The 20,334-nt window shown below is 65.2% G+C and carries 28 protein-coding genes; 21 read left to right on the forward strand and 7 right to left on the reverse strand.

Translation table 11 applies throughout. The annotated features are described in order from the left end of the window. Positions 1–49: 49 nt before the first annotated feature. The 5 genes from ACYVGK_RS14100 to ACYVGK_RS14120 all read left to right on the forward strand — a co-directional run bounded on the left by ACYVGK_RS14100 (position 50) and on the right by ACYVGK_RS14120 (position 3,946). Complete coding sequence (locus ACYVGK_RS14100; protein WP_460734778.1) at positions 50–631, forward strand: N-acetylmuramoyl-L-alanine amidase; 582 nt, start codon at positions 50–52, stop codon at positions 629–631. Between the two features lie 249 nt (positions 632–880). Further along, positions 881–1,765 (forward strand): acyl-CoA thioesterase II, encoded by an 885-nt coding sequence (gene tesB / locus ACYVGK_RS14105; RefSeq protein WP_460734780.1) that lies wholly within the window; start codon positions 881–883, stop codon positions 1,763–1,765. 3 nt (positions 1,766–1,768) lie between these two features. Then, positions 1,769–2,617 (forward strand): hypothetical protein, encoded by an 849-nt coding sequence (locus ACYVGK_RS14110; protein WP_460734782.1) that lies wholly within the window; start codon positions 1,769–1,771, stop codon positions 2,615–2,617. A gap of 110 nt (positions 2,618–2,727) precedes the next feature. Beyond that, positions 2,728–3,474, forward strand: a complete 747-nt coding sequence (locus tag ACYVGK_RS14115; protein WP_460734784.1) for an arginyltransferase — start codon at positions 2,728–2,730, stop codon at positions 3,472–3,474. A gap of 124 nt (positions 3,475–3,598) precedes the next feature. Next, positions 3,599–3,946 carry a hypothetical protein gene (locus ACYVGK_RS14120; RefSeq protein ID WP_460734787.1) on the forward strand — a complete coding sequence of 116 codons (348 nt, stop codon included), beginning with the start codon at positions 3,599–3,601 and terminating at the stop codon, positions 3,944–3,946. A gap of 92 nt (positions 3,947–4,038) precedes the next feature. On the opposite strand, the gene ACYVGK_RS14125 is transcribed toward ACYVGK_RS14120, so the two are convergent. Both ACYVGK_RS14125 and purT read right to left on the reverse strand, forming a co-directional pair. After that, positions 4,039–4,431, reverse strand: coding sequence for a hypothetical protein (locus tag ACYVGK_RS14125; RefSeq protein ID WP_460734789.1), 393 nt, complete (start codon positions 4,429–4,431; stop codon positions 4,039–4,041). Between the two features lie 32 nt (positions 4,432–4,463). Then, positions 4,464–5,663 carry a formate-dependent phosphoribosylglycinamide formyltransferase gene (gene purT / locus ACYVGK_RS14130; protein ID WP_460734791.1) on the reverse strand — a complete coding sequence of 400 codons (1,200 nt, stop codon included), beginning with the start codon at positions 5,661–5,663 and terminating at the stop codon, positions 4,464–4,466. A 121-nt stretch (positions 5,664–5,784) separates the two neighbouring features. Here purT and ACYVGK_RS14135 point away from each other — a divergent pair, with 121 nt between their 5' ends. The 11 genes from ACYVGK_RS14135 (at position 5,785) to ACYVGK_RS14185 (ending at position 12,290) form a co-directional block, all read left to right on the forward strand. After that, the gene (locus ACYVGK_RS14135; protein WP_460734793.1) at positions 5,785–6,699 is read left to right on the forward strand and encodes an SdiA-regulated/phytase-like domain-containing protein; all 915 of its coding nucleotides are present in this window, start codon (positions 5,785–5,787) and stop codon (positions 6,697–6,699) included. A 155-nt stretch (positions 6,700–6,854) separates the two neighbouring features. Next, entirely contained in the window at positions 6,855–7,718 is an 864-nt protein-coding gene (locus tag ACYVGK_RS14140) for an SPFH domain-containing protein (protein WP_460734795.1), read from the forward strand. 34 nt (positions 7,719–7,752) lie between these two features. After that, a complete protein-coding gene (locus tag ACYVGK_RS14145) occupies positions 7,753–7,926 on the forward strand; it encodes a hypothetical protein (protein WP_460734797.1) in 174 nt (57 codons plus the stop codon). A 13-nt stretch (positions 7,927–7,939) separates the two neighbouring features. After that, complete coding sequence (locus ACYVGK_RS14150) at positions 7,940–8,131, forward strand: type II toxin-antitoxin system antitoxin (RefSeq protein WP_460734799.1); 192 nt, start codon at positions 7,940–7,942, stop codon at positions 8,129–8,131. Next, the gene (locus tag ACYVGK_RS14155) at positions 8,128–8,298 is read left to right on the forward strand and encodes a DUF4177 domain-containing protein (protein ID WP_460734801.1); all 171 of its coding nucleotides are present in this window, start codon (positions 8,128–8,130) and stop codon (positions 8,296–8,298) included. The genes ACYVGK_RS14150 and ACYVGK_RS14155 overlap by 4 nt, the downstream gene beginning before the upstream one ends. A gap of 48 nt (positions 8,299–8,346) precedes the next feature. Beyond that, on the forward strand, positions 8,347–9,663 hold the full coding sequence (locus ACYVGK_RS14160) for an alpha/beta hydrolase (RefSeq protein WP_460734953.1): 1,317 nt from the start codon (positions 8,347–8,349) through the stop codon (positions 9,661–9,663). Between the two features lie 10 nt (positions 9,664–9,673). Then, positions 9,674–10,222, forward strand: coding sequence for a PH domain-containing protein (locus ACYVGK_RS14165; RefSeq protein ID WP_460734803.1), 549 nt, complete (start codon positions 9,674–9,676; stop codon positions 10,220–10,222). Between the two features lie 31 nt (positions 10,223–10,253). Then, complete coding sequence (locus ACYVGK_RS14170; protein WP_460734805.1) at positions 10,254–10,439, forward strand: hypothetical protein; 186 nt, start codon at positions 10,254–10,256, stop codon at positions 10,437–10,439. A gap of 136 nt (positions 10,440–10,575) precedes the next feature. Then, positions 10,576–11,139 (forward strand): hypothetical protein, encoded by a 564-nt coding sequence (locus ACYVGK_RS14175; protein WP_460734807.1) that lies wholly within the window; start codon positions 10,576–10,578, stop codon positions 11,137–11,139. Between the two features lie 9 nt (positions 11,140–11,148). Further along, entirely contained in the window at positions 11,149–11,946 is a 798-nt protein-coding gene (locus ACYVGK_RS14180) for a M15 family metallopeptidase (protein ID WP_460734809.1), read from the forward strand. A gap of 47 nt (positions 11,947–11,993) precedes the next feature. Then, complete coding sequence (locus ACYVGK_RS14185) at positions 11,994–12,290, forward strand: hypothetical protein (RefSeq protein WP_460734811.1); 297 nt, start codon at positions 11,994–11,996, stop codon at positions 12,288–12,290. A 6-nt stretch (positions 12,291–12,296) separates the two neighbouring features. Here the strand turns inward: ACYVGK_RS14185 and ACYVGK_RS14190 are convergent, their stop codons facing one another. From ACYVGK_RS14190 to ACYVGK_RS14210, 5 genes are all read right to left on the reverse strand, one after another. Further along, positions 12,297–12,971, reverse strand: a complete 675-nt coding sequence (locus ACYVGK_RS14190) for a DNA-3-methyladenine glycosylase family protein (RefSeq protein WP_460734813.1) — start codon at positions 12,969–12,971, stop codon at positions 12,297–12,299. Positions 12,972–12,980: 9 nt separating this feature from the next. Next, positions 12,981–13,355 carry a DUF423 domain-containing protein gene (locus tag ACYVGK_RS14195; protein ID WP_460734815.1) on the reverse strand — a complete coding sequence of 125 codons (375 nt, stop codon included), beginning with the start codon at positions 13,353–13,355 and terminating at the stop codon, positions 12,981–12,983. 149 nt (positions 13,356–13,504) lie between these two features. Continuing rightward, positions 13,505–14,563: a polyketide cyclase gene (locus tag ACYVGK_RS14200; protein ID WP_460734817.1), complete on the reverse strand. Its 1,059-nt coding sequence runs from the start codon at positions 14,561–14,563 to the stop codon at positions 13,505–13,507. 316 nt (positions 14,564–14,879) lie between these two features. Then, the gene (locus ACYVGK_RS14205) at positions 14,880–15,533 is read right to left on the reverse strand and encodes a response regulator (RefSeq protein ID WP_460734819.1); all 654 of its coding nucleotides are present in this window, start codon (positions 15,531–15,533) and stop codon (positions 14,880–14,882) included. Next, positions 15,530–16,738 (reverse strand): sensor histidine kinase, encoded by a 1,209-nt coding sequence (locus tag ACYVGK_RS14210; RefSeq protein ID WP_460734821.1) that lies wholly within the window; start codon positions 16,736–16,738, stop codon positions 15,530–15,532. Before ACYVGK_RS14210 ends, ACYVGK_RS14205 begins: the two co-directional genes overlap by 4 nt. Positions 16,739–16,932: 194 nt before the next feature. On the opposite strand from ACYVGK_RS14210, the gene ACYVGK_RS14215 reads away from it, so the two are divergent. The 5 genes from ACYVGK_RS14215 (at position 16,933) to ACYVGK_RS14235 (ending at position 20,115) form a co-directional block, all read left to right on the forward strand. Further along, on the forward strand, positions 16,933–17,538 hold the full coding sequence (locus ACYVGK_RS14215; RefSeq protein ID WP_460734823.1) for a GNAT family N-acetyltransferase: 606 nt from the start codon (positions 16,933–16,935) through the stop codon (positions 17,536–17,538). After that, positions 17,535–18,308: a septum site-determining protein MinC gene (minC, locus tag ACYVGK_RS14220; RefSeq protein WP_460734825.1), complete on the forward strand. Its 774-nt coding sequence runs from the start codon at positions 17,535–17,537 to the stop codon at positions 18,306–18,308. Before ACYVGK_RS14215 ends, minC begins: the two co-directional genes overlap by 4 nt. Before the next feature lie 120 nt (positions 18,309–18,428). Beyond that, positions 18,429–19,238: a septum site-determining protein MinD gene (gene minD / locus ACYVGK_RS14225; protein WP_460734827.1), complete on the forward strand. Its 810-nt coding sequence runs from the start codon at positions 18,429–18,431 to the stop codon at positions 19,236–19,238. A gap of 1 nt (position 19,239) precedes the next feature. Then, positions 19,240–19,503 (forward strand): cell division topological specificity factor MinE, encoded by a 264-nt coding sequence (minE, locus tag ACYVGK_RS14230; RefSeq protein ID WP_460734829.1) that lies wholly within the window; start codon positions 19,240–19,242, stop codon positions 19,501–19,503. A gap of 156 nt (positions 19,504–19,659) precedes the next feature. Further along, on the forward strand, positions 19,660–20,115 hold the full coding sequence (locus ACYVGK_RS14235) for a hypothetical protein (RefSeq protein ID WP_460734831.1): 456 nt from the start codon (positions 19,660–19,662) through the stop codon (positions 20,113–20,115). Positions 20,116–20,334 lie beyond the last annotated feature (219 nt).

Raw genomic sequence — 20,334 nt, forward strand, 5'->3', positions numbered from 1 at the left:
ACGGCCCCCTTGGACGAGTGGAACAAAGGCGAATGCTAGCATCCGCCGCATGTTGCCCGAGCCGCCGCCGCTGCCTGTCACCGTCGACCTGCTGCCCTACCAGGCCCTCCTGGACGAGCGCCCACTGGCGCAGATCGACCTTGTGGTAATCCATTGCACCGAGCTGCCGGACATGGCGATGGCGCGCGAATTCGGCGAGCGCGTGCACTACGGCTCAGGCACCGGCAACAGCGGCCACTACTACATCGATCGCGACGGCCGCATCTTCCAGTACGTCCCGCTGCAACGCATCGCGCACCATGTGCGTGGCTACAACGCCCGCGCCATCGGCATCGAACTGGTGAACACCGGCCGCTATCCGAACTGGCACGACTCACGCCATCAGACGATGGACGAGCCGTACACCGGCGCGCAGATCGCCTCGCTGGTCGCGCTGTTGCGGAAGCTGCAGATCGAAGTCTCGTCGCTGCGGCAGATCGCCGGGCACGAGGACCTCGACACCACGACCGAAGCCGCTTCCGACGATCCGTCGGTACAGGTGCCGCGCAAGTGCGATCCGGGGCCGCTGTTTCCGTGGCAGCGCGTACTGGGAGCCGTGGACCTGCAACGGCTGATTCCTTCGCCAGGCTGACACTGCCCGCACACACCGCGGGCGGATCTGAGTTCCATAGGGCGGGTCTTGACCCGCCGGGGAATCGGCAAGGCGGGTCAAGACCCGCCCTACGAGCTCGCCAGTAGCTCCAGCCGCACCCTCGTGTTGATCGCCTATCAGAACCGCGGCTACGCCGTGCTGACGTCCTGAAGGGCTGCATGCAGGGGCAAAGGGCGGGCAATCCGCGACCGCTATAATCACGGTCTTGTTGCCAGAGTACCGCTGCCCATGACCTCCCCCGTTTCCGAGCTCATCGAACTGCTCTCGCTCGAACGCCTGGAGGACAACCTGTTCCGCGGCCAAAGCCGCGACATCGGCACCAAATACGTGTTCGGCGGACAGGTGCTGGGCCAGGCGCTCTCGGCTGCGCAGGCGACCATGGATTCAGGCAGCGACCCGCGCAATGCGCACTCGCTGCACGCCTACTTCCTGCGTGCCGGCGACATCGAAGCGCCCATCGTCTACATGGTCGACCGCACGCGCGACGGCGGCAGCTTCTCGGTGCGCCGGGTGACCGCGATCCAGCACGGTCAGCCGATCCTGTTCCTCGCAGCCTCGTTCCAGAAGGACGAGGACAGCGGCGAGCACCAGCTGTCGATGCCCGAAGTGCCCAAGCCCGAGGACATCGATCCCGCGCCGGCACTGGCGCCGGAAATCCTCGCCACGCTGCCGACCAAGGTGCAGCGCTGGGTGTCGCGCCAGGGACCGTTCGAGTTCCGTCACGTGTATCCGCGCGACGAGCTCAATCCGCCCAAGCGGCCGCCTTACCAGCACGTGTGGTTCCGCCTTTCGGAGAAAGTCGGCGATGCGCCTGAGCTGCATCGTGCGCTGCTTGCGTACTCCTCCGATTTCCACCTGCTCGGCACGGCGACGTTCCCGCACGGGATCAGCTACTACCAGCCGAACGTGCAGATGGCTTCGCTCGACCATGCCATGTGGTTCCACCGTCCTTTCCGTGCGGACGACTGGCTGCTGTATTCGATCGACAGCCCCAGCGCGCAATCCTCGCGCGGCCTGGCGCGCGGCATGATCTACGACCGCGCCGGCCGGCTCGTCGCGAGCACCGCACAGGAAGGATTGATCCGCGTCGTGCAAGACACCAAGGCGAAGTAACCCATGCGTCAGGTATTCACGAGTCTTCGCCTCGAAAACGTCGAAGCAGTTGCTCAGCTATTGCGCGATGCCGGCATCGAGGTGCGCATCACCAATGGCCGCAGCTACAAGGGCAAAATGCGCAGCCGCGCCAGCTATAGCGACGATTCGGCGCCCAAGCCGGCGGTCTGGGTGGTGCATTCGGAAGACCACACCCGCGCACGCGAAATCCTGCGCGACCGGGGCCTGCTCGAATCCACTAACCCCAGCGACAGCTTCCTGCCGCTGAGTTTCCGCACCGAGGAAGCGCGCTACGAGAAGTCGCCGGCACAGAAGCGCATGTTCCGCTTCAAGCTGATCCTGCTGGCCGGCATGGCGGTGATCATCGTGCTTGCGATGCTGCGCGGTTGCTATGCGCCGCGTCAGGCCGTCGTGGCCCCTGCCGCTCCGGCGGTGTCCGACCAGGCCCGACGCGAGGGCGGTACGCCCGAATCGCTGGCGCTGGCGGTATTCGCCAAGGAACTGGCCAAGGAAAGGCTGGTGCTCTGTCTGGCGATCGACGACGCCGATGCCTCGGGCGCGGTGGTCGCGGCGATGAAGCAGCCGTCGAATGAAGTCGTGCCGATGTCGCAGTGTGTGCGCGAATTCAATCCCGACCGCGGCAGCTACCAGGCCGCCACCGGCAAGCCGGCGCTGCTGGTAACCGTCCGTGGCTTCAAGCCCACCGGTCCGGATGCCGGCACGGTCGAGTTCGAGTCGTTCCATCACGGCCAGTACGCGCACTACAAGACGCTGGAAGTGAAGCGCGTCGGCGGCGCCTGGCAGGTGGTGAAGGTGCTGCGTCACGTTGCCTCCTACGGCTTGAACGGCTGATCCCGTGGGGCGGGCCCGGCCCGCCCAAGCCGCGCGGTGACGACGGCGGCGCGACAGAGCATTTGCGCCCGACCACGCAACATCTGCACGCCCGGCGGTATGCTGCCGCCATGGGCACCGACCCCATCCAGCACGCAGACGATTTCCGCCTGTTCCAGACCACGGAGCATGCCTGCGGGTACTGGCCGGAACGCGTCGCGCGCGACCTCGTCTTCGATCCGCGCGATCCGCGCATGAAGCAGTGGTACCCGTTGGCGCTCGGCTGGGGTTTCCGCCGTTCCGGCGACATCGTCTACCGGCCGCACTGCGCGCAGTGCCGGGCCTGCGTGGCCGTGCGCATCCCGATCGCCCGCTTCCGGCCCGATCGCAGCCAGCGCCGCTGCCTCGCGCGCAATGCCGACGTCGACATGCGCGTGCAACCTGCCGAACGCACCGAGGAACAGCTCGCGCTGTACCGGCGCTACCTCGCCGGCCGGCATGCGGGCGGCGGCATGGACGGGCACGGCGCGACCGAATTCGACCAGTTCCTCGTCGGCAGCTGGAGCGAAGGGCGCTTCATCGAATTGCGCGAGCACGCCGACCACGGCAGTGGCCGGTTGCTGGCCGTGGCGGTCACCGATGTCGTGGATTCGGCGATCTCCGCCGTCTACACCTTCTACGACCCGGATCTCGTCGAACGCAGCCTCGGCACGCTGGCGATCCTCAAGCAGATCGAATGGGCGCGCAGTACTGGGCGCACGCATCTGTACCTGGGCTACTGGATCGCTGGCCATCGCAAGATGGATTACAAGCGGCGCTTCCAGCCGCTGGAAGGGTTCGACGGGCGGGAATGGCGCGAACTGGAGTTCGTTCGCTAGGCACCTCTCGGCCGGAACTACGCGACGGACTAGGCATTGCCATCGTCCATTCATCACGCGGTAACACGCACGCAGTGAAGTACACGGCATCGCCGCGATGCGGCCTGCCTGTTTCGAGCCGATCATGAAACTTCCGACGTCCTTCGCGGCTGCCGCGCTGTCCAGCGCGGTCTTGTGCAGCCTCGCGCTGTCCGCGTGTTCCCAGGCCGAATCGCACAACGCCAGCGAGCCCGGCGACAACATCGTCGGCGTACTCCAGTGCGACGACTACCTGACCAAGGTCAACAGCTGCATCCACAACAAGGTGCCCGCGAACCGTCGCGCCGCACTGACTGCCGAAGCGCATCAGATGTTCACCACCTGGAAGGAAGCGGCGGGCAATCCGGAACATCGCGCCACCCTGCCGCAGGCCTGCAGCATCACCCACGACGTCGCGAAGGAAGAGCTCTCGCGTTACGGCTGCTCGCTCTAGGGAGGCGTAGGCTGGGTTGGCTTCACCAATCCAGCATCCACGTGCATGCGCTGGGTTGGTTAACCCAACCCAGCCTACACGGATGTCGCGTATTAGGGCTTGGGCGGAGTCTGCGTCGGTGCACCGGTGGCCGTCGGCACATCCTGCGGGGCCGCCTGTGGCGCCGCCGCGGTCGGACCCACCGGCGGCAACGTCTGCAGCGGCGAGCCGCCGAAGCGCGGCTGGAACCCGAACTGCTCGTCGCCGTGCGCCGACACGATCATGCGCACCATCGAGCCGGGCACCATCAGCTCGATCTGCACGGTCTTGCCATCCGGCGTCTGTCCGGCGAGCATCATTTCGATCAGCGCACCTGCGGTATCGATCTCGCGACACAGGATGTGCTGGCTCTCGCCTTCGCCCAGCAGGTAAGGCTTGATCGGCGCCCCCAGAACTTCGAGTGCCTGGGGATGAAGGAAGACAAAGTAGCCGTGCGCTTCGTTCATTGCGGAACTACTCCGGGTCGGTTTGATCGCGCTCAGCGCAGTTCGATCTGCAATTCCGCCGCCGCATCGCAGGCGCGCTGCCGCGCCTGTTCGATGTCCTGCGCCAGCGCGAGTGTCACGGCGACGCGGCGGTGGCCCTCGACGCGCGGCTTGCCGAACAGGCGCAGCTGAGTATCAGCCTGCGTCAGCGCGGCGTCGACGCCGGCGAACACCGGCACGCCATGGCCGTGCGCCAGGACCGCGCAGGATGCCGAGGGTCCGTTCTGGCGGATCGCCGGGATCGGCAGCCCCAGGATGGCGCGGGCATGCAGTGCGAATTCGCTCAGATCCTGCGAGATCAGCGTAACCAGACCGGTGTCATGCGGGCGTGGCGAGACTTCGCTGAACCACACCTCGTCGCCCTGAACGAACAGTTCGACACCGAACACACCCCAGCCACCGAGGTCGTCGGTGATCGCCTTCGCGATCTGCTGCGCGCGTTCCAGCGCCTTGGGCGACATTGGCTGCGGCTGCCAGCTCTCGCGGTAGTCGCCGTCACGCTGCAGATGGCCGATCGGGTCGCAGAAGCTGGTCCCGTCGCGATGGCGCACGGTCAGCAAGGTGATTTCGTAATCGAAGTGGATGAAACCTTCGACGATCACGCGGCCCGCGCCCGCGCGACCGCCGGTCTGCGCGTAATCCCAGGCGGCATCGATGTCGGTTTCGGTACGCACCAGCGACTGGCCCTTGCCCGACGAGGACATTACGGGCTTCACAACGCATGGCAAGCCGATCGCCTGCACCGCGTCGCGGTAGTCCTCGAGCGTGTCTACGAAGCGATATGCCGACGTCGGCAAACCCAGCGTCTCCGCGGCGAGGCGGCGGATGCCCTCGCGGTCCATGGTAAGACGCGCGGCGCGTGCGGTCGGGATGACGCGGGTCGCGGCGCCGCTTTGAGCGAACTCGTGCTCCAGCTCGACCAAGGTCTGCGTGTGGATCGCCTCGATCTCGGGAACGATCAGATGCGGTTGCTCTTGCGCGATCAGGGCGCGGATCGCGGCGCCGTCGAGCATGTCGAGCACGTGACTGCGATGCGCGACCTGCATCGCCGGCGCGTTGGCGTAGCGATCGGCGGCGATGACTTCCACGCCATAGCGCTGCAGCTCGATCGCCACTTCCTTGCCCAGTTCGCCCGATCCGAGCAGGAGCACGCGGAAGGCATGCGGAGAAAGAGGCGTACCGAGCTGGGTCATGACGATCGCGGGCGCACGTGGCGCGAGGCAGAAAGGGGCGCTAGTTTACCGGTCGCCGCAAGTCGTGATGGGACCAATCCGGGACATGGCCGGATCGAGGGACGCGTGCGATGCTTCGGCCATGTCGCGTTTTCGCCACCTCACTCCGCTGCTCGCGTGCGCCCTGCTGTGTGCGGCGGGTTGCTCGCGCGATGCGGCGCCGGCGACGAGTTCGGGCAGCGGCTCCCTGGCCGGTGTGCTGCTGGATTCGCAACTGGCCGAAATCAGCGGCCTGGCCGCCTCGCGCCGGCATCGCAACGTGCTGTGGCTGCATGACGACGGCGGCAATCCACCGCGATTGTTCGCGGTGAATCCCGACGGCGATCGCCTGGCGACGGTGCGTATCGAAGGCGTGACCAAGACCGACTGGGAAGACATGGCCGCATTCCGGCTGGGCGGTCGCGATTACCTGCTCATCGCCGACACCGGCGACAACGGCGGCCTGCGCCGCACGTTGCAGCTGCATGCGATCGAGGAACCCGCGCAGCTGGAAAACGCCCGGCTCAGGCCCGCCTGGTCGATTGCCTTCCGCTGGCCGGACGGTGCGCGCGACTGCGAGGCGGTCGCGGTCGACGAACGCGCGGGCCAGATCCTGCTGTTCTCGAAGAAACGGCAGCCACCGGAAGTCTTCTCCCTGCCCCTGCGTGCGCAGTCCGGAGTGCAGACTGCACAGCTCATCGGCACGCTCGCCGGCGTGCCGCAACCAACCGCCCGGGAGCTGCGCGCCAATGCGAAGCAGGCGCGGATCATGAATCAGGTGACGGCGGCAGACATCGCCCCCGACGGCCGCACGCTGGCCGTGATGACCTATCGCAACCTGCTCCTCTATCCGCGCCGCAACGGCGAATCCTGGGCCCAGGCCGTCGCCCGTGCGCCACGGGTCATCGAACTGCCCTGGATCCCACAGGCCGAGGCCCTGGGCTGGACCGCCGACGGCAAGGCGCTGTACGCCACCGGTGAATTCATCCCGGCACCGCTGTATCGGATCGTGCCGTAACCCGCTGGAAGCCGGCTCTCCTTTAATTGCCTCTTTCCGTCACGTGGACCCCCGCGCCGGTGGCGGCTTGGCGTGCCCGTCGATTGCCGCTCGTCGGAATCTACTTTCAACTGATATCAAATTGATATCAGATACAGCCACACACGGAGACCGCCATGAAAGAGAACCCCATCCAGTCCCTCCCCGGCATCACCACCCTGCTCGCCTGCCTGGGGGCCGAGCTCCTGGCCGGCTGGCTCTTCTACACGGGCAATGTCACGCATATGGGCAGCATGGTGGTCGCGGCCCTGGTGCTGGCCGTCCTCGGCGGCTTCACCTTGTGCGGCCTGTACATGGTCGAACCCAACCAGGCCGCGGTGCTGAGCTTGTTCGGCAAGTACGTCGGCACGGTCAAGGACAACGGCCTGCGCTGGAACAACCCCTTCTATACGAAGAAGAAGGTCAGCCAGCGCGTGCGCAACTTCGAAAGCGGCAAGCTGAAGGTCAATGAGCTCGACGGTTCGCCGATCGAGATCGCCGCGGTGATCGTCTGGCAGGTCGTAGACAGCGCCGAGGCCGTCTACAACGTCGACGACTACGAGAGCTTCGTACACATCCAGTCCGAATCGGCGCTGCGCGCGATGGCGACCAGCTATCCGTACGACCAGCACGAAGAAGGCCAGCTCGCGCTGCGCAGCCACGCCACCGAAATCAGCGCACACCTGAAGCAGGAACTGGCCGACCGCCTCGCCGACGCCGGCGTGCAGGTGCTCGACGCGCGCATCAGTCACCTCGCCTACGCTCCGGAAATCGCCCAGGCGATGCTGCAGCGCCAGCAGGCTAACGCCATCATTGCTGCGCGTACCCGCATCGTCGCCGGCGCGGTGGGCATGGTCGAAATGGCGCTGGCCGAGCTGCAGAAGAACGGCGTCGTGCATCTCGACGAGGAGCGCAAGGCGCAGATGGTCAGCAACCTGCTGGTCGTGCTGTGCGGCGAACGCGCCACGCAGCCGATCGTCAACGCCGGCACGCTGTACTGACCCGCACGACCTGCCGACATACCGGAGAACAGCAATGAACGCCTTCCACGGCTCTGCCGTCCTGATCGCCCTGCTGCCGATCCTGCCGATCGCCATGTACCTGCGCCGCCGACGCAACGCGCGTCCGCGCGGGTTCCAGGCCGCGGCGGCCGTGTCGCTGGTCCTGCTCATCTGCGGCATCGGCACCGCCGTCGCCACCGGCGGTTGATGTCGCTGCACGCATGAGCGAGAAGAAGGCCTATCCGCTGCGCATCAACGCCGAAGTGCTCAACGCGGCGCAGCGATGGGCCGACGACGAACTACGCAGCCTCAACGCACAGATCGAATACGTGCTGCGCGATGCACTACGCAAGGCCGGGCGGCTGCCCCGTCCTGCAGAAGACAACGATGACAAGGGTACGGAATCTCCATGAGCAGGCGTTTCAACTACAAGGTGGTCGAAGTCAAACCGAAGTTCCTCGGCCTGCGGCCCAAACAACTGGAGGAAACCCTCTCGCAGTTGGGCAATCAGGGCTGGGAACTGGTCAATGTCGTGCAAACCGGTTTCGGCACCTGGCTGTACCTGAAGAAGGAAGTCTGACCCTTGCTCCCCTTTCCGCTTCACCCAGAGGGATTTGATGTGAAACGCATGCTGCAACGCCTGTTACCAGTGATATGTCTTTTCCTCGCCACCACTTCGGTCGCGATGGCCCAGTCGAAAGGACCGACCGCAAAGGATCCGACTGCGATCGCGTCCCAGCTGCTCGATGACCTCGATGCAGGACGCTATGAAGCTGCAGCCAATGGGTTTACCGAACAGATGCGCACGGCTGTGCCGGCCGAAAAGCTGAAGCAGGTCTGGGAATCGCTACCGGCGCAGGCTGGCGCTGCCAAAGGCCGCGGCGAAGCTGTGGCGCAACCGCAAGGCCTCATGACCCTCGTGGTCATTCCGCTGCACTACGCCAACCTGGAACTGGTGGCTAAGGTCGCGATCGATACGTCGGGCCAGATCGCCGGCTTCCTGATCCAGCCGGCACCTCCGCCGCCGGCTGCTGCCGCACCGGCCGATGCTCCCTATATCGAACGCGAGGTCGCCGTCGGTAACGACGGGCATTCACTGCCCGGCACTCTCGCCCTGCCAAAGGGCGCAGGCCCCTTCCCGGCCGTGGTGCTGGTGCACGGATCCGGCCCGCAGGATCGCGACGAAACCATCGGACCGAATCGCCCCTTCCTCGATCTCGCCCGCGGACTCGCCGCCGAAGGCATCGCAGTGCTGCGCTACGAAAAACGCACCAAGGCGCGCCCGGGTGATTACGTCGACAACCCGCTGACCGTGGATACCGAGACTACACAGGATGCGGTCGCCGCTGTCGCGTTGCTGCGCACGCTGAAGGAAGTCGATGGCAAGCGCATCTACATTCTTGGTCACAGCCAGGGCGGCATGATGGCCCCGCGTATCGCCCAGCGCGCCAATGCCACCGGCGTCATTCTGTTGGCGGCGCCTTCGCGGCCGCTGCTCGACATCCTGATCGAACAGAACCGCCGCCTGGCCGCCATGAGCGGCGACGTCTCCGCAGAGGAAGCGGCGATGATCGACAAACTCGCGCAGCAGGTCACCCGCATTCGCGCAGGCGCCGAGGTGCCGCCGCAGGACACCCCGATGGGATTGCCGGCCGCGTACTGGCGCAGCATCGACACGGTGAACCCCGTCGCCGAAGCCAAGGCGATCCACCAGCCGCTGCTGCTCTTGCAAGGAGCGCGCGACATCCAGGTTGTCGATACCGATTGGCAGCGTTGGCAGGCAGCACTGGGCAAGGAGTCGCGCGCCACGTTCAAGCACTACCCCGCACTGAACCACCTCGCCATCGCAGGCGAAGGTCCGGGCACGCTCGCCGAATACCAGACCCCGGGACATGTCGACGCGCGCGTGATCGACGACGTGGCCGTGTGGATTCGCAAGCACTGAGAGCGAGGCCATGACTGCTACATCCCGCATCCGCGATTCCATCCCCACCGATTTCCCGCTGCTGCCCGCCGATGCGCGGCTGATCTGGTTGCTGCCGGGCCTGGCGATGCTGGCAGTCGTGATCGGCGCCGTCGTGCTGATGCAGCGACAACCCGAAGCATGGGTAATGCTCCCGTTCACCCTCGCGATCGGCGGCATGATCGCGCTGATATTGCATCGGCGTCGAATCAGCATCGTCGATGGCACGCTCGTCATCGCCGCAGGTGTGAACACGCGCCGCGTCGCCATCGGCGACCTGGACCTTGCGACAGCACGCGTGGTCGATCTGCGCGAACGCAGGGAATGGAAGCCTACGATCAAATTGTTCGGAACCAGCGTTCCCGGCCTGAAAATGGGGCACTTCCGTCTTCGTGATCGAAGCCGAGCCTTCGTGCTGGTGACCGATGCTTCACGTGTACTTGTAATAAGCGAACGATCCGGCCGCCGCCTGCTGCTCAGTTTGGCGAAACCGCAAGCCCTGCTCGATGCCCTGCAGACCCGGACCGGTACCAAGACCTGACTTCGCGCCGATGCGCGCAATGGAGAGTGCAATGAAGCCGTTCACCTCCCTCGCCTGCCTCCTGCTGGCATTGATTGGACTCCTGCAGCTCACCCGCGTCGTGCTGGGTTGGGACGTCGTGGTCAACGGCGTGCATATCCCACTGTGGGCCAGCGGAATTGCCACCGTGGTCAGTGGCGGATTGTCCGCGCTGACCTGGCGCGAATCACGCCGCTGAGGCACGCCGCCCTGTCCGCTCATTGTGATGGACGTCCTCGCGCCATCGGGACGGCGCTTCCCAAAATCGCAATGGATGGACACAACGGCGTGAACCGAGCCCCAGAATCCCCGGAACCAGCACCGGGGACTTCGCGATGGCCGACCTACGCGCCGCCAATAGCAGCTACGCCGTCATCGAACCGCCATCGGCGAAGTTGAAGATTCTTCTTGCCGCTGTCGCCACGGCGGCGGCCATCGGCCTGTCGATCGAGCTTGCACCGGACCTCTCGCAGAGCACGCTGTGGCCCGTTTCGTGGGCTGTTTCGGCCGGTGCGTTGCTGGTGCTCGCGATACTCTGCCTGTTGCAGTGGCGTCGCTCGGTCATGCTCGAATCGGGTGTGCTGGTCATAAGGGCCGGAATCCATACCCGGCGCGTGCCGGCGGCGGCGCTCGAACTCGAACGCGCACGCATCATCGACCTGGAAGAACGCACCGAACTGCTCCCCGGCCGCAGGACGCTCGGCATTTCTTCGTCCGGCTATCAGGCTGGCTGGTTCCGTACACGCCAATGGGGCAAAGGCTTCTACCTGCTGACCGAACGCCGCCGCGTGCTGTGGCTGCCTGAACGCGATGGTCCGCATCTGTTGATCTCACTGCAGCAACCGCAATCCCTGCTAGCTGCGCTCAATGCGATGGCACCACGGCGGGACCCGGGCTAACCTGCGCCCATGCGCCCGGCCTCATACCTGCTGATCAATACCCCCGACATCGAAATCTGGCCCGGCGGCCTGCTGCGTGCGCGCAGCAACCACGATGCGCGCGCTGTGTCGCGCGCACGTCACGTGCTGCGTCGCAAACGCGACGGGCAGTACCTCGCAGCCGACCTTCCCGAGGGCCTGCTGGCGCTAGTGACGCATCTGCGCCGCGAGCCCGGCATCGACATTGCGCTGTCCGCTCTCGACCACCTCAGCGAGCATCGTCGTAGCGGTCTGGACGTCATCGGCGAATTGCCGTTGGAACGTCTGCAGGACCGTCTGCACGCACTGGGGTTGGATGATGGCTATGGCGAGCGCACCGGGCTGCCGCTGGTGGCCGAGCCCGTCGCCCTTACTTTCGCCGGATTTGATCGCTACCGCCGCCCGCTATGGCTCGTGTCGCCGGCGGCGCGCGCATGGCGTTCCATGCAGACGGCCGCGCTGCATGACGGCGTCGTGCTGGAAGCCATTTCCGGGTACCGCAGCCACGATTACCAGCTCGGCATCTTCGAGCGGAAGCTGGCGCGCGGGCAGACGGTGGAACAGATCCTCACGGTCAACGCCGCGCCGGGTTACAGCGAACATCATTCCGGTCGTGCACTGGATCTCGGCACGCCCGGCGAGCCTCCGGCGGAAGAGTCGTTCGAACACACGCCCGCGTTCGCCTGGTTGCAGAACAACGCCGAGGGCTACAACTTCGTGATGAGCTATCCGCGCCACAACCCGCACGGCATCGTCTACGAACCCTGGCACTGGTATTACACCGACTGACGGCCGGTGCCTGATCGCAACCGCAGGAGGGCAAGCCGCGAATCGCGATGAACCCGATGACGAAATGGTTGTCCTGGGCCGTCGCGCTGGCAGCCGCGACCTGCTGCATCGACTTCATCGTTTTCAACGGCGCCACCGCACTGCGCGCCGGAGGCGGCATGCTCGTGCTGCTGCTGGGTTACACGATGATCGGACTTGCCGCCACGACAATCTTCTGGCGCCTGGGAATCACTGCCGATGGCGGCACCCGCATCGCGGCTACCGTCGCCTTCCTGCTGCTGCAAGGCCTGATCCTCGCGCTGGTGAGCCTCATGACCCTACTCACTGCCGAAGCCAGGGCGTGAGCACTTCTATTCCTGCGAGCGTTTGGTCGGCTCCTTGGCCTTCGTGCCCGCGTCCGCGATGCGCCAGAGATACAGGCTCGCGTAAGTGCGGTAGGGACCCCAGCGCTCGCCACGGTCCAACAGCTCCTTGGGCTTGAGCATCTCGTCGAGCTTGTCGACCACCTGAGCTCCCTTACGCACACCCAGGTCGTCCACCGGCAACACGTCGGGACGTCCCAGCCGGAACATCAGCATCATCTCGACCGTCCAGCGACCGATGCCGCGGATAGGCGTCAGCGCTTCGATAATGGCGTCATTGTCCATCGTACTCATGCGGCGCAGGTCGGGAATCTCGCCACGCCCTTCGCGCGCCGCGAGATCGCGCAGCGCCAGCGTCTTGTTGCCGGAAACGCCGCATGCCCGCAGCCCGACGTCGTCGATCTTCGCCAAGGTGTCGCAATGGAAACGATTGCTGCCGATCGCGGTTTCGACCCGACCGACGATGGTCGCAGCCGCCTTGCCGCTGAGCTGCTGATAGAGGATCGCACGTGCCAGTGCATCGACCGGATCGAAGGCCTTGCGCCAACGCGGGTCCGCATCGATCGGACCCAGCTTCTTCATCCAGGTACCGAGCTTGCGATCGCGACGCGAGAGATGTTCGAACGCGGCGGCGGTGTCGAATCCACGACGATGTCGGGGCATGGCGATATCTCAGTAGTCGCGTTTCAGGGCATCGACTGCATACACAAGCCAGGACACGATCATCAGGCCGCCGCCGAATGGCGTGAGCCCTAGCGAGTAGCCGGCGAAATGACGGAACACGATGCCGCCGGAAAACAGCAAGGTCCCCAGCAGAAGTCCGGCCAGGGCGATCAGGCCCAGTCGTCGCAGCGCTTGCGGGACCAACGCGCACAACGCAATGCCATGGGCCAGCGCGAGCGCCGCGGCGACAAATAGCGATGTCTTCGCCGCGCCATCGGCGGCATGGCTGGCATAGGCGGACAACGCGATCGCCAAGCCGGAGAACACCGCGCCTGCCGCGACCAGCGCGCGCCGGAAGAACGAAGTTTCAGTAACGAGAGTCATGGCTCAACGATAGCCCCGGCCTTGCATGCTTTGTAGTGCCCTGCGCCTCCAAGCGTGTGCACGAATTGACGCAGTTGAAGAATCGGGACCGAAAAAAGCAGAACGCCGCGCAATGCGCGGCGTTCCGTATGAAGCATTTTGGCGGAGGTTTACTTGACCGCCCAGACCACGTCGTACTCGCCGATCTGACCCGGAGCGAAGCCGGCGTCGATGCCGTTCTTCCACGTCTCGTAGGCGCGCTCGGTGGTCTCGTAGCCGCGGGTCATCGCCCAGGCACGCAGGCCATCACGCGCGTTCTGCAGGTTCGACATGTGGCCCTTGAACGGCACGGTGACGATCCTGGTCGGATCGTTGTACAGCAGCTCGACGTTGTTGCTCAGGCTCAGGCCTTCCAGCTTGACCGTCGGATCGCTACCGGCCTTGCGGACCGGCTGGGCGACGTCGAACGAATAGATCGAGCTGCCGATTTCGTTGGTGATGATGCGCACCGGACCGGCAGCTTCCAGGCCATTGGCGGCCATGTTCTTCTTGATCCACTCGATGTTGGTCTTCATCTGGGCCTGGATCGTGATCTGGTTCAGCGGAACCGCGGCGTTCAGCACCAGCAGGTTCTCGCCGGCACGATCGGCCACGGTCGGCGCCAGGGTCGTGTAATCGAGGTTCGGGATCGTGGCCAGCATGTTGCTCAGGCTGCTCAGGCCGAGCTTCATCTTCTCGCCGACGTTGCTGGTCACGTACAGGCCGGAATAGCGACCCAGCAGGTTCAGGCCGTAGTCGACGTCATAGCTCTGGGTGATCTTGATGTTGCGGCCAGACTTGCCGGTCGGTTCGAAGGTGAACTCCGAGCGCTTGTCGTGGCCGCGGTCGATGTCTTCGATCGCGTAGGCGATGAGCTTGCCGGGTTCGCTCTTGGAGATCGTCCAGCTGCCCTGACCCAGGGCCTTCTCTTCGGAGTCCCAGCTCACCTTGGAGCCGACGCCGCTTTCCGGGCCGGACACGTTGATCTTGATCTTGGGATCGCCAGCTACCGACGGGTTCCAGTCCTTGAAGCGACGCGCGCTGTTCAAGGTGTCGAAGACGATGGTCATCTTGCGGTTGGTCTCAACCGAACTTTCCAGATGACGGCTCGACGGCAGGATGAAGCCGACGACAGTAAACAGCACGGCGACGATCGCCAGGGAAATCAGGATCTCGAGCAAACGGGTCATTCAGGTTTCTCCAGGGCCCGGTCTCGGCAATCGGCCGGGGGTGCAAGTCGGCAATCGTAACCCAGCCAGCGGCCGCGCGGCAGCACCGTATGGGGCAGGAATGGCATAAGGGGCGGGCATATCAGGGTGGACCGCCACGAAAACGCAAAGCCCATCAAATAAGTGGGCGGCGAAGGCAGGAGCCTTCTCGCGCCAGCGCACGGGCCGGAGCGGGTACTGCACGGCCCCTACTCCCCCTCTCCCGCTTGCGGGAGAGGGCAAGGGGTGAGGGACTGCCCATAGCGGGAAAGTCGGGCCCCTTCTCGCGTGCCCAGCCTTACACCAGCTGCAGCTCGAAAGCCTTGAGCACGGCGCGGGTCCGGTCGCGCACGCCGAGCTTGGACAGAATGTTCGACACGTGGTTCTTGATCGTGCCTTCGGCCACGCCCAGCGAATTGGCGATTTCCTTGTTGGAAAAGCCACCGGCCATCAGACGCAGGATTTCAGTCTCGCGTTCGGTCAGCGGATCAGGACGATCGAGGCTGACGAAGTCGTTGCGCATGTGCTCCAGGCCCGAAAGCAGGCGCTGGGTCATCGCCGGCTGCACCAGCGAGCCGCCATCAGCCACGGCCTGGATTGCACCTACCAACTGCTCCAGCGACACGTCCTTGAGCAGGTAGCCCTTGGCGCCCGCCTTCAACCCGGCCAGTACCAGTTGGTCGTCGTCGAAGGTGGTCAGGATGATCGTCGGCGGCAGCGAATTGGTGCGGGCCAGCGCCTGCAGCGCCTCCAGCCCCGACATCACCGGCATGCGCATGTCCATCAGCACGACGTCCGGCTGTACCTGCGGGACCATTTCCACGGCCTGCTTGCCGTCGCTGGCCTCGGCGACCACGTCAATGCCTTCGGCCAGTGCCAGCAGGGAACGCACGCCCTGGCGCACCAGGGTCTGATCGTCCACCAGCAGCACACGGATGCTCTTTTCACTCATGCAATCGCTCCTTCGCTTGCGGCCAGGGTGGCCGAGGCCGGCAGGGTCAGCCGCAGGCGGAATCCCGCCTCGGGGTGAGGCCGGGGTTGTGTCTCGATACGCAGATCACCGCCGTGCTGGACCAGGCGTTCGCGCATGCCGCGCAGGCCATTGCCGGCTACGACCGCATCTGCACCGCGTCCATCATCGCGCGCATCCACGATGATGTTGCCACCTTCGCGACGCGCATGGATCCACAGGTTGTGTGCGTTGGCGTGACGCACCGCATTGGTGATGATTTCCTGCGTGCAACGCAGCAGTACGTGCGCACGCTCAGGGTCGTCGAGGGTCAGCGGCGTCTCGATATCCATGTGGATGTCGATCGCCGGCACGTTCTCCGACAACGGCTGCAGCGCCGCAGCCAGATCGATCGCCCCGCCCTCGCGCAGCTGGCTGACGGCTTCACGCACGTCGGTCAGCAACAGCTTGGCCAGGGTGTGGGCCTGCTGGACATGCTCACGCGCACGCCCTTCGGGCGCGAGGTGACCGGCGACTTCCAGGTTGAGGCTCAGCGCGGTCAGGTGGTGACCGAGCAGATCGTGCAGCTCGCGCGAAATGCGGGTGCGTTCGTTGACACGCACGCTCTCGCCCAGCAGCGCGCGGGTGGCGCGCAGCTCGGCATTGAGGCGGCGTTGCTCCTCGCGTGCCTCGGCTTGCTGACGCGCGACGAGTGCGGTGACGAAGACGAAGCTCGAGAAACCCAGGTAGCCCATCGACTGCAGGGCAGCCAGCGCCGGTGGAAAATCCAGCGCATCGATAAAGACCGGAATGATCGCGATGTTGCCCCCGATCAGCCACGCAACGCCGACAGGCAGAGGCAACAACCAGGGCAACAGGCCCGCGATCACCATCAGCAGGATGCTGCCGAGGCCGGTACCGGAGAAGTAACTCACGCCGATCGCGCAGGCGGTCAGCACCAGCAGCAGGGCATGGTCGGCAATTCCGGGCCGGCGCTGACCCAGCGACCGGGTGATCCACCAATAGACCAGGCCGAAAGCCAGGTACACGGCCAGCCAGCGCATGATGTTGAGGGCGGGAGCTTCCCCAGGCTGGGGCGGAACGACAGCCGGATCCAGCCAGACGTTGAGCAGCCACAAACCCACCGCGCCCCAGGTGAACAAACCGGCGTAGCGGAGCAGTCGCGAGTGGTTGAGCCTTGAAAGCATGAACCCATGCTAACCACTCGCTGCTGTAGCGGAGCCGTCCGAAAGTCATGCACATGAGGTTTCTGGCCGGAATCGGCACAGTCCCCGCGCCCTCGCCGGGCCAGGGAATTCGCCCGCCCCTGCGGGCCATGCGATAATCGCCGGGTCGTCGGCACTGGGCCGCCGCCGGCCAGAAACCATGGAGTCACGACGAAATGTCGATCGTTGTCCGCGACGTGCGTGAGCACGAGCTGGATTCCGTCCTCGCTCTCAACAACGCCGCCGGACCCGCCATCCTGCCGCTGGACGCGACGCGACTACGGTACTTTTTCGATCACGCCGAGTATTTCCGTGTCGCCGAACGCGACGGAACGCTGGTCGGCTTCCTGATCGGCATGGGCTCGGGTTCGGATCACGACAGCAGCAACTTCCGCTGGTTCCGCGAGCGCTACCCGGAATTCTTCTACATCGACCGCATCGTGGTCGCCAGCCGTCGCCGCGGCGGCGGTGTCGGCCGCGCGTTCTATGCCGACGCGCAGAGCTATGCCGAACTGCGCTATCCGCACATGGCCTGCGAAGTGTTCCTCGACGGCACCAACGACCCGGTGCTGCTGTTCCATGGCAGCTTCGGCTTCCGCGAGGCCGGCCAGCACGTGATGGCCGAAACCGGAGTGCGTGCAGCCATGTTGATGAAAGCACTGTGCAGCTATTCCTGGGTGCACGAGACCTACGGCGACCGACTGCCGGACGTGCCGTGGCTGAGCCGCCCGCGCGCCACCATCGGTCACCTCGCGCCGCGCGCCACCGGGACGCATCCATGAGCGTGGCGGTCGACTACGAACTGGCCGGCGATCTGAAGATCGGCCAGGTCGGCATCGCCAACCTCCGCATCCGCAACCTCGACGTCCCGCGTCTCGTCGACGAGATGCGCGGCCGCGTGCAGCGCGCGCCCAAGCTGTTCGCGCGCGCCGCCGTGGTGATCGACTTCGGCGGCCTCTCGCAGACGCCCGACGTCGATACCGCACGCCAGCTCATCGACGGCCTGCGCGACGCCGGCGTGCTGCCGGTGGCGTTGGCCTACGGCACCAGCGAGATCGAGCGCCTGTCCGAACAACTCGGCCTGCCACTGCTGGCCAAGTTCCGCGCGTCCTATGAACGCGACGGTGAGCCCGAATCGACACCGCCGCCCCCGCCGCGTGCCAAGCCGGAACGCGCCGCCGCGACCGAACCGGCCCCGGCAGCCGCCGCGCCCACCCCGAATGCCCCGGGACTGATCCAATCCACCCCGGTGCGCTCGGGCCAGCAGGTCTACGCCGCCAACCGCGACCTCAGCGTGCTCGCCAATATCGGCGCCGGCGCGGAAGTGATGGCCGACGGTTCGATCCACATCTACGGCCCGCTGCGCGGCCGCGCTCTCGCCGGCGCGCAGGGCTGGGCGCAGGCGCGGATCTTCTGCCGCGAATTCCATGCCGAACTCGTCGCGATCGCCGGCCGCTACAAGGTGCTGGAGGAAATCCCGAAGGAGCTGCGTGGCAAACCCGTGCAGATCTGGCTCGAGGGCGAAGAGCTGAAGATCGCCGCGCTTGACTGATTCACGAACGCCGGGCCCTGCCCGGCGTGTTTTTGTTGTAAATAGTGGTTCGACGCGGGCCATAGACCCGCCATTACAAGAAAAACGGCGCATGCGCCGAACAGGACTGGGAGAGAAATTTTGGCAGAAATCATCGTTGTGACCTCGGGCAAGGGCGGCGTGGGCAAGACCACCACCAGCGCCAGCGTTGCCTGCGGTCTGGCCCGTCGCGGCCATAAGGTCGCCGTCATCGACTTCGACGTCGGTCTGCGCAACCTCGACCTGATCATGGGCTGCGAGCGTCGGGTGGTGTACGACTTCGTCAACGTGATCAGCGGCGAAGCCTCGCTCAAGCAGGCCATGATCAAGGACAAGCGCTTCGACAACCTGCACGTGCTCGCGGCTTCGCAGACGCGCGACAAGGACGCGCTGACCAAGGAAGGCGTCGAGAAGGTGCTGATGGAACTGAAGAGCGACAGCTACGACTACATCGTCTGCGACTCGCCCGCCGGCATCGAGAAGGGCGCATTCCTGGCCATGTACTACGCCGACCAGGCTGTGGTCGTGGTGAATCCGGAAGTGTCCTCGGTGCGCGACTCCGACCGCATCCTCGGCCTGCTCGCCTCCAAGACCAAACGCGCCGAAAACGGCGAGCGCGTCAAGGAGCACCTGCTGCTGACCCGCTACAGCCCCAAGCGCGTGGAAACCGGCGAGATGCTCAGCATCGGCGACGTCGAGGAAATCCTCGGCCTCAAGAGCGTCGGCGTGATCCCCGAATCCGGTGATGTGCTCAACGCCTCGAACAAGGGCGAACCGGTGATTCTGGAAACCGAATCCGACGCCGCGCAGGCCTACGACGATGCCGTCTCGCGCCTGTTGGGCGAAGACCGTCCGATGCGCTTCACCCAGGTGGAAAAGAAGGGCTTCTTCAGCAAGATGTTTGGAGGTTGAGATGGGTCTGTTCGATTTCCTGATCGCAAAGAAGCCCACTGCCTCCATTGCGAAGGATCGCCTGCGCATCATCGTCGCGCACGAGCGCAGCGGCCGCGGCAGCAGCCCCGATTACCTGCCGATGCTGCAGCGTGAACTGCTGGAAGTGATCCGCAAGTACGTCAAGGTCGAGGACGAAGCCGTAAAGGTCGACCTGATCGGCGAAGGCGACAACAAGGTGCTCGACATCTCCGTCGCGCTGCCGGAACACCCCGCACAGGCGTGAATTCTCCCTCCCTTGCGCGAAGCGCAGGGGAGGGTTGGGGAGGGGTGCTTTTGCGGTTGCTCTTGTCTCCCGAAACATCACGAGCCACGACAAAAGCACCCCTCCCCAACCCTCCCCTTCGCCTGCGGCGAAAGGGAGGGGGCAGAAGCAGAAGCAATGCTCACTCTTGCCGACATCGCGATTCCCGACGTCGTCGCCCTCCTCGCCCGCCACGACCTGCAATTCCAGCTGGTATCCGGCGGCGAAGCCATTCCCGGCAGTTACTGGGGCGACAACGAGGCCGGCCTGATCGGTTCCACCGTCTACGCCCGGCTCGACACGCCGGTGCACTCGCTGCTGCACGAAGCGGCGCATCTGATCGTGCTGCCGATCGAACGTCGCGCACAGGTCCACACCGACGCCACCGATTCGGTCGAGGAAGAAGACGCGGTCTGCGTGCTGCAGGCGTTGCTTGGTGACGAGCTTCCCGGCGTGGGCCGCGACCGCATCCTCGCGGACATGGATGAATGGGGTTACACCTTCCGCCTCGGTTCCGCCCGGGCCTATTTCGAGCATGACGCCGAAGCCGCATGGCAGTGGCTGATCGAACGCGGGTTGGCGCAACGTCCATAGCGCGCTGCACAAGTACAGTTCGAATTCGTAAGTCGGGCTACGCGGTGCTTGCGGTCCTCACGCGCCCGCTACTGTTCCAAGTGCCGAAAAGCATGTGAGCCGCGCTGATTTATCGCCAAAACACGTCGGCGTATCGCACAACCAAGTACAACCGAGAACCGTAAGGCGAACCGCACATCGCTTGCGTTTGCAAGGGCTTAACTCGTGCGGCACGCTCCG

This window comes from Lysobacter tyrosinilyticus (assembly GCF_054779815.1).

Bases quoted from the DNA above. Each gene is read 5' to 3' on its own strand.
- ACYVGK_RS14165 (WP_460734803.1), top strand. From the start codon at position 9,674: ATGACTGCTACATCCCGCATCCGCGATTCCATCCCCACCGATTTCCCG.
- ACYVGK_RS14115 (WP_460734784.1), top strand. From the start codon at position 2,728: ATGGGCACCGACCCCATCCAGCACGCAGACGATTTCCGCCTGTTCCAG.
- minC (WP_460734825.1), top strand. From the start codon at position 17,535: ATGAGCGTGGCGGTCGACTACGAACTGGCCGGCGATCTGAAGATCGGC.
- ACYVGK_RS14160 (WP_460734953.1), top strand. From the start codon at position 8,347: ATGCTGCAACGCCTGTTACCAGTGATATGTCTTTTCCTCGCCACCACT.
- tesB (WP_460734780.1), top strand. From the start codon at position 881: ATGACCTCCCCCGTTTCCGAGCTCATCGAACTGCTCTCGCTCGAACGC.
- ACYVGK_RS14110 (WP_460734782.1), top strand. From the start codon at position 1,769: ATGCGTCAGGTATTCACGAGTCTTCGCCTCGAAAACGTCGAAGCAGTT.
- ACYVGK_RS14125 (WP_460734789.1), bottom strand. From the start codon at position 4,431: ATGAACGAAGCGCACGGCTACTTTGTCTTCCTTCATCCCCAGGCACTC.
- ACYVGK_RS14190 (WP_460734813.1), bottom strand. From the start codon at position 12,971: ATGCCCCGACATCGTCGTGGATTCGACACCGCCGCCGCGTTCGAACAT.
- ACYVGK_RS14195 (WP_460734815.1), bottom strand. From the start codon at position 13,355: ATGACTCTCGTTACTGAAACTTCGTTCTTCCGGCGCGCGCTGGTCGCG.
- ACYVGK_RS14170 (WP_460734805.1), top strand. From the start codon at position 10,254: ATGAAGCCGTTCACCTCCCTCGCCTGCCTCCTGCTGGCATTGATTGGA.
- ACYVGK_RS14185 (WP_460734811.1), top strand. From the start codon at position 11,994: ATGAACCCGATGACGAAATGGTTGTCCTGGGCCGTCGCGCTGGCAGCC.
- ACYVGK_RS14205 (WP_460734819.1), bottom strand. From the start codon at position 15,533: ATGAGTGAAAAGAGCATCCGTGTGCTGCTGGTGGACGATCAGACCCTG.
- ACYVGK_RS14145 (WP_460734797.1), top strand. From the start codon at position 7,753: ATGAACGCCTTCCACGGCTCTGCCGTCCTGATCGCCCTGCTGCCGATC.
- ACYVGK_RS14200 (WP_460734817.1), bottom strand. From the start codon at position 14,563: ATGACCCGTTTGCTCGAGATCCTGATTTCCCTGGCGATCGTCGCCGTG.
- ACYVGK_RS14140 (WP_460734795.1), top strand. From the start codon at position 6,855: ATGAAAGAGAACCCCATCCAGTCCCTCCCCGGCATCACCACCCTGCTC.
- ACYVGK_RS14215 (WP_460734823.1), top strand. From the start codon at position 16,933: ATGTCGATCGTTGTCCGCGACGTGCGTGAGCACGAGCTGGATTCCGTC.
- ACYVGK_RS14120 (WP_460734787.1), top strand. From the start codon at position 3,599: ATGAAACTTCCGACGTCCTTCGCGGCTGCCGCGCTGTCCAGCGCGGTC.
- ACYVGK_RS14135 (WP_460734793.1), top strand. From the start codon at position 5,785: ATGTCGCGTTTTCGCCACCTCACTCCGCTGCTCGCGTGCGCCCTGCTG.
- purT (WP_460734791.1), bottom strand. From the start codon at position 5,663: ATGACCCAGCTCGGTACGCCTCTTTCTCCGCATGCCTTCCGCGTGCTC.
- ACYVGK_RS14150 (WP_460734799.1), top strand. From the start codon at position 7,940: ATGAGCGAGAAGAAGGCCTATCCGCTGCGCATCAACGCCGAAGTGCTC.
- ACYVGK_RS14100 (WP_460734778.1), top strand. From the start codon at position 50: ATGTTGCCCGAGCCGCCGCCGCTGCCTGTCACCGTCGACCTGCTGCCC.
- ACYVGK_RS14210 (WP_460734821.1), bottom strand. From the start codon at position 16,738: ATGCTTTCAAGGCTCAACCACTCGCGACTGCTCCGCTACGCCGGTTTG.
- ACYVGK_RS14235 (WP_460734831.1), top strand. From the start codon at position 19,660: ATGCTCACTCTTGCCGACATCGCGATTCCCGACGTCGTCGCCCTCCTC.
- minE (WP_460734829.1), top strand. From the start codon at position 19,240: ATGGGTCTGTTCGATTTCCTGATCGCAAAGAAGCCCACTGCCTCCATT.
- ACYVGK_RS14180 (WP_460734809.1), top strand. From the start codon at position 11,149: ATGCGCCCGGCCTCATACCTGCTGATCAATACCCCCGACATCGAAATC.
- ACYVGK_RS14175 (WP_460734807.1), top strand. From the start codon at position 10,576: ATGGCCGACCTACGCGCCGCCAATAGCAGCTACGCCGTCATCGAACCG.
- ACYVGK_RS14155 (WP_460734801.1), top strand. From the start codon at position 8,128: ATGAGCAGGCGTTTCAACTACAAGGTGGTCGAAGTCAAACCGAAGTTC.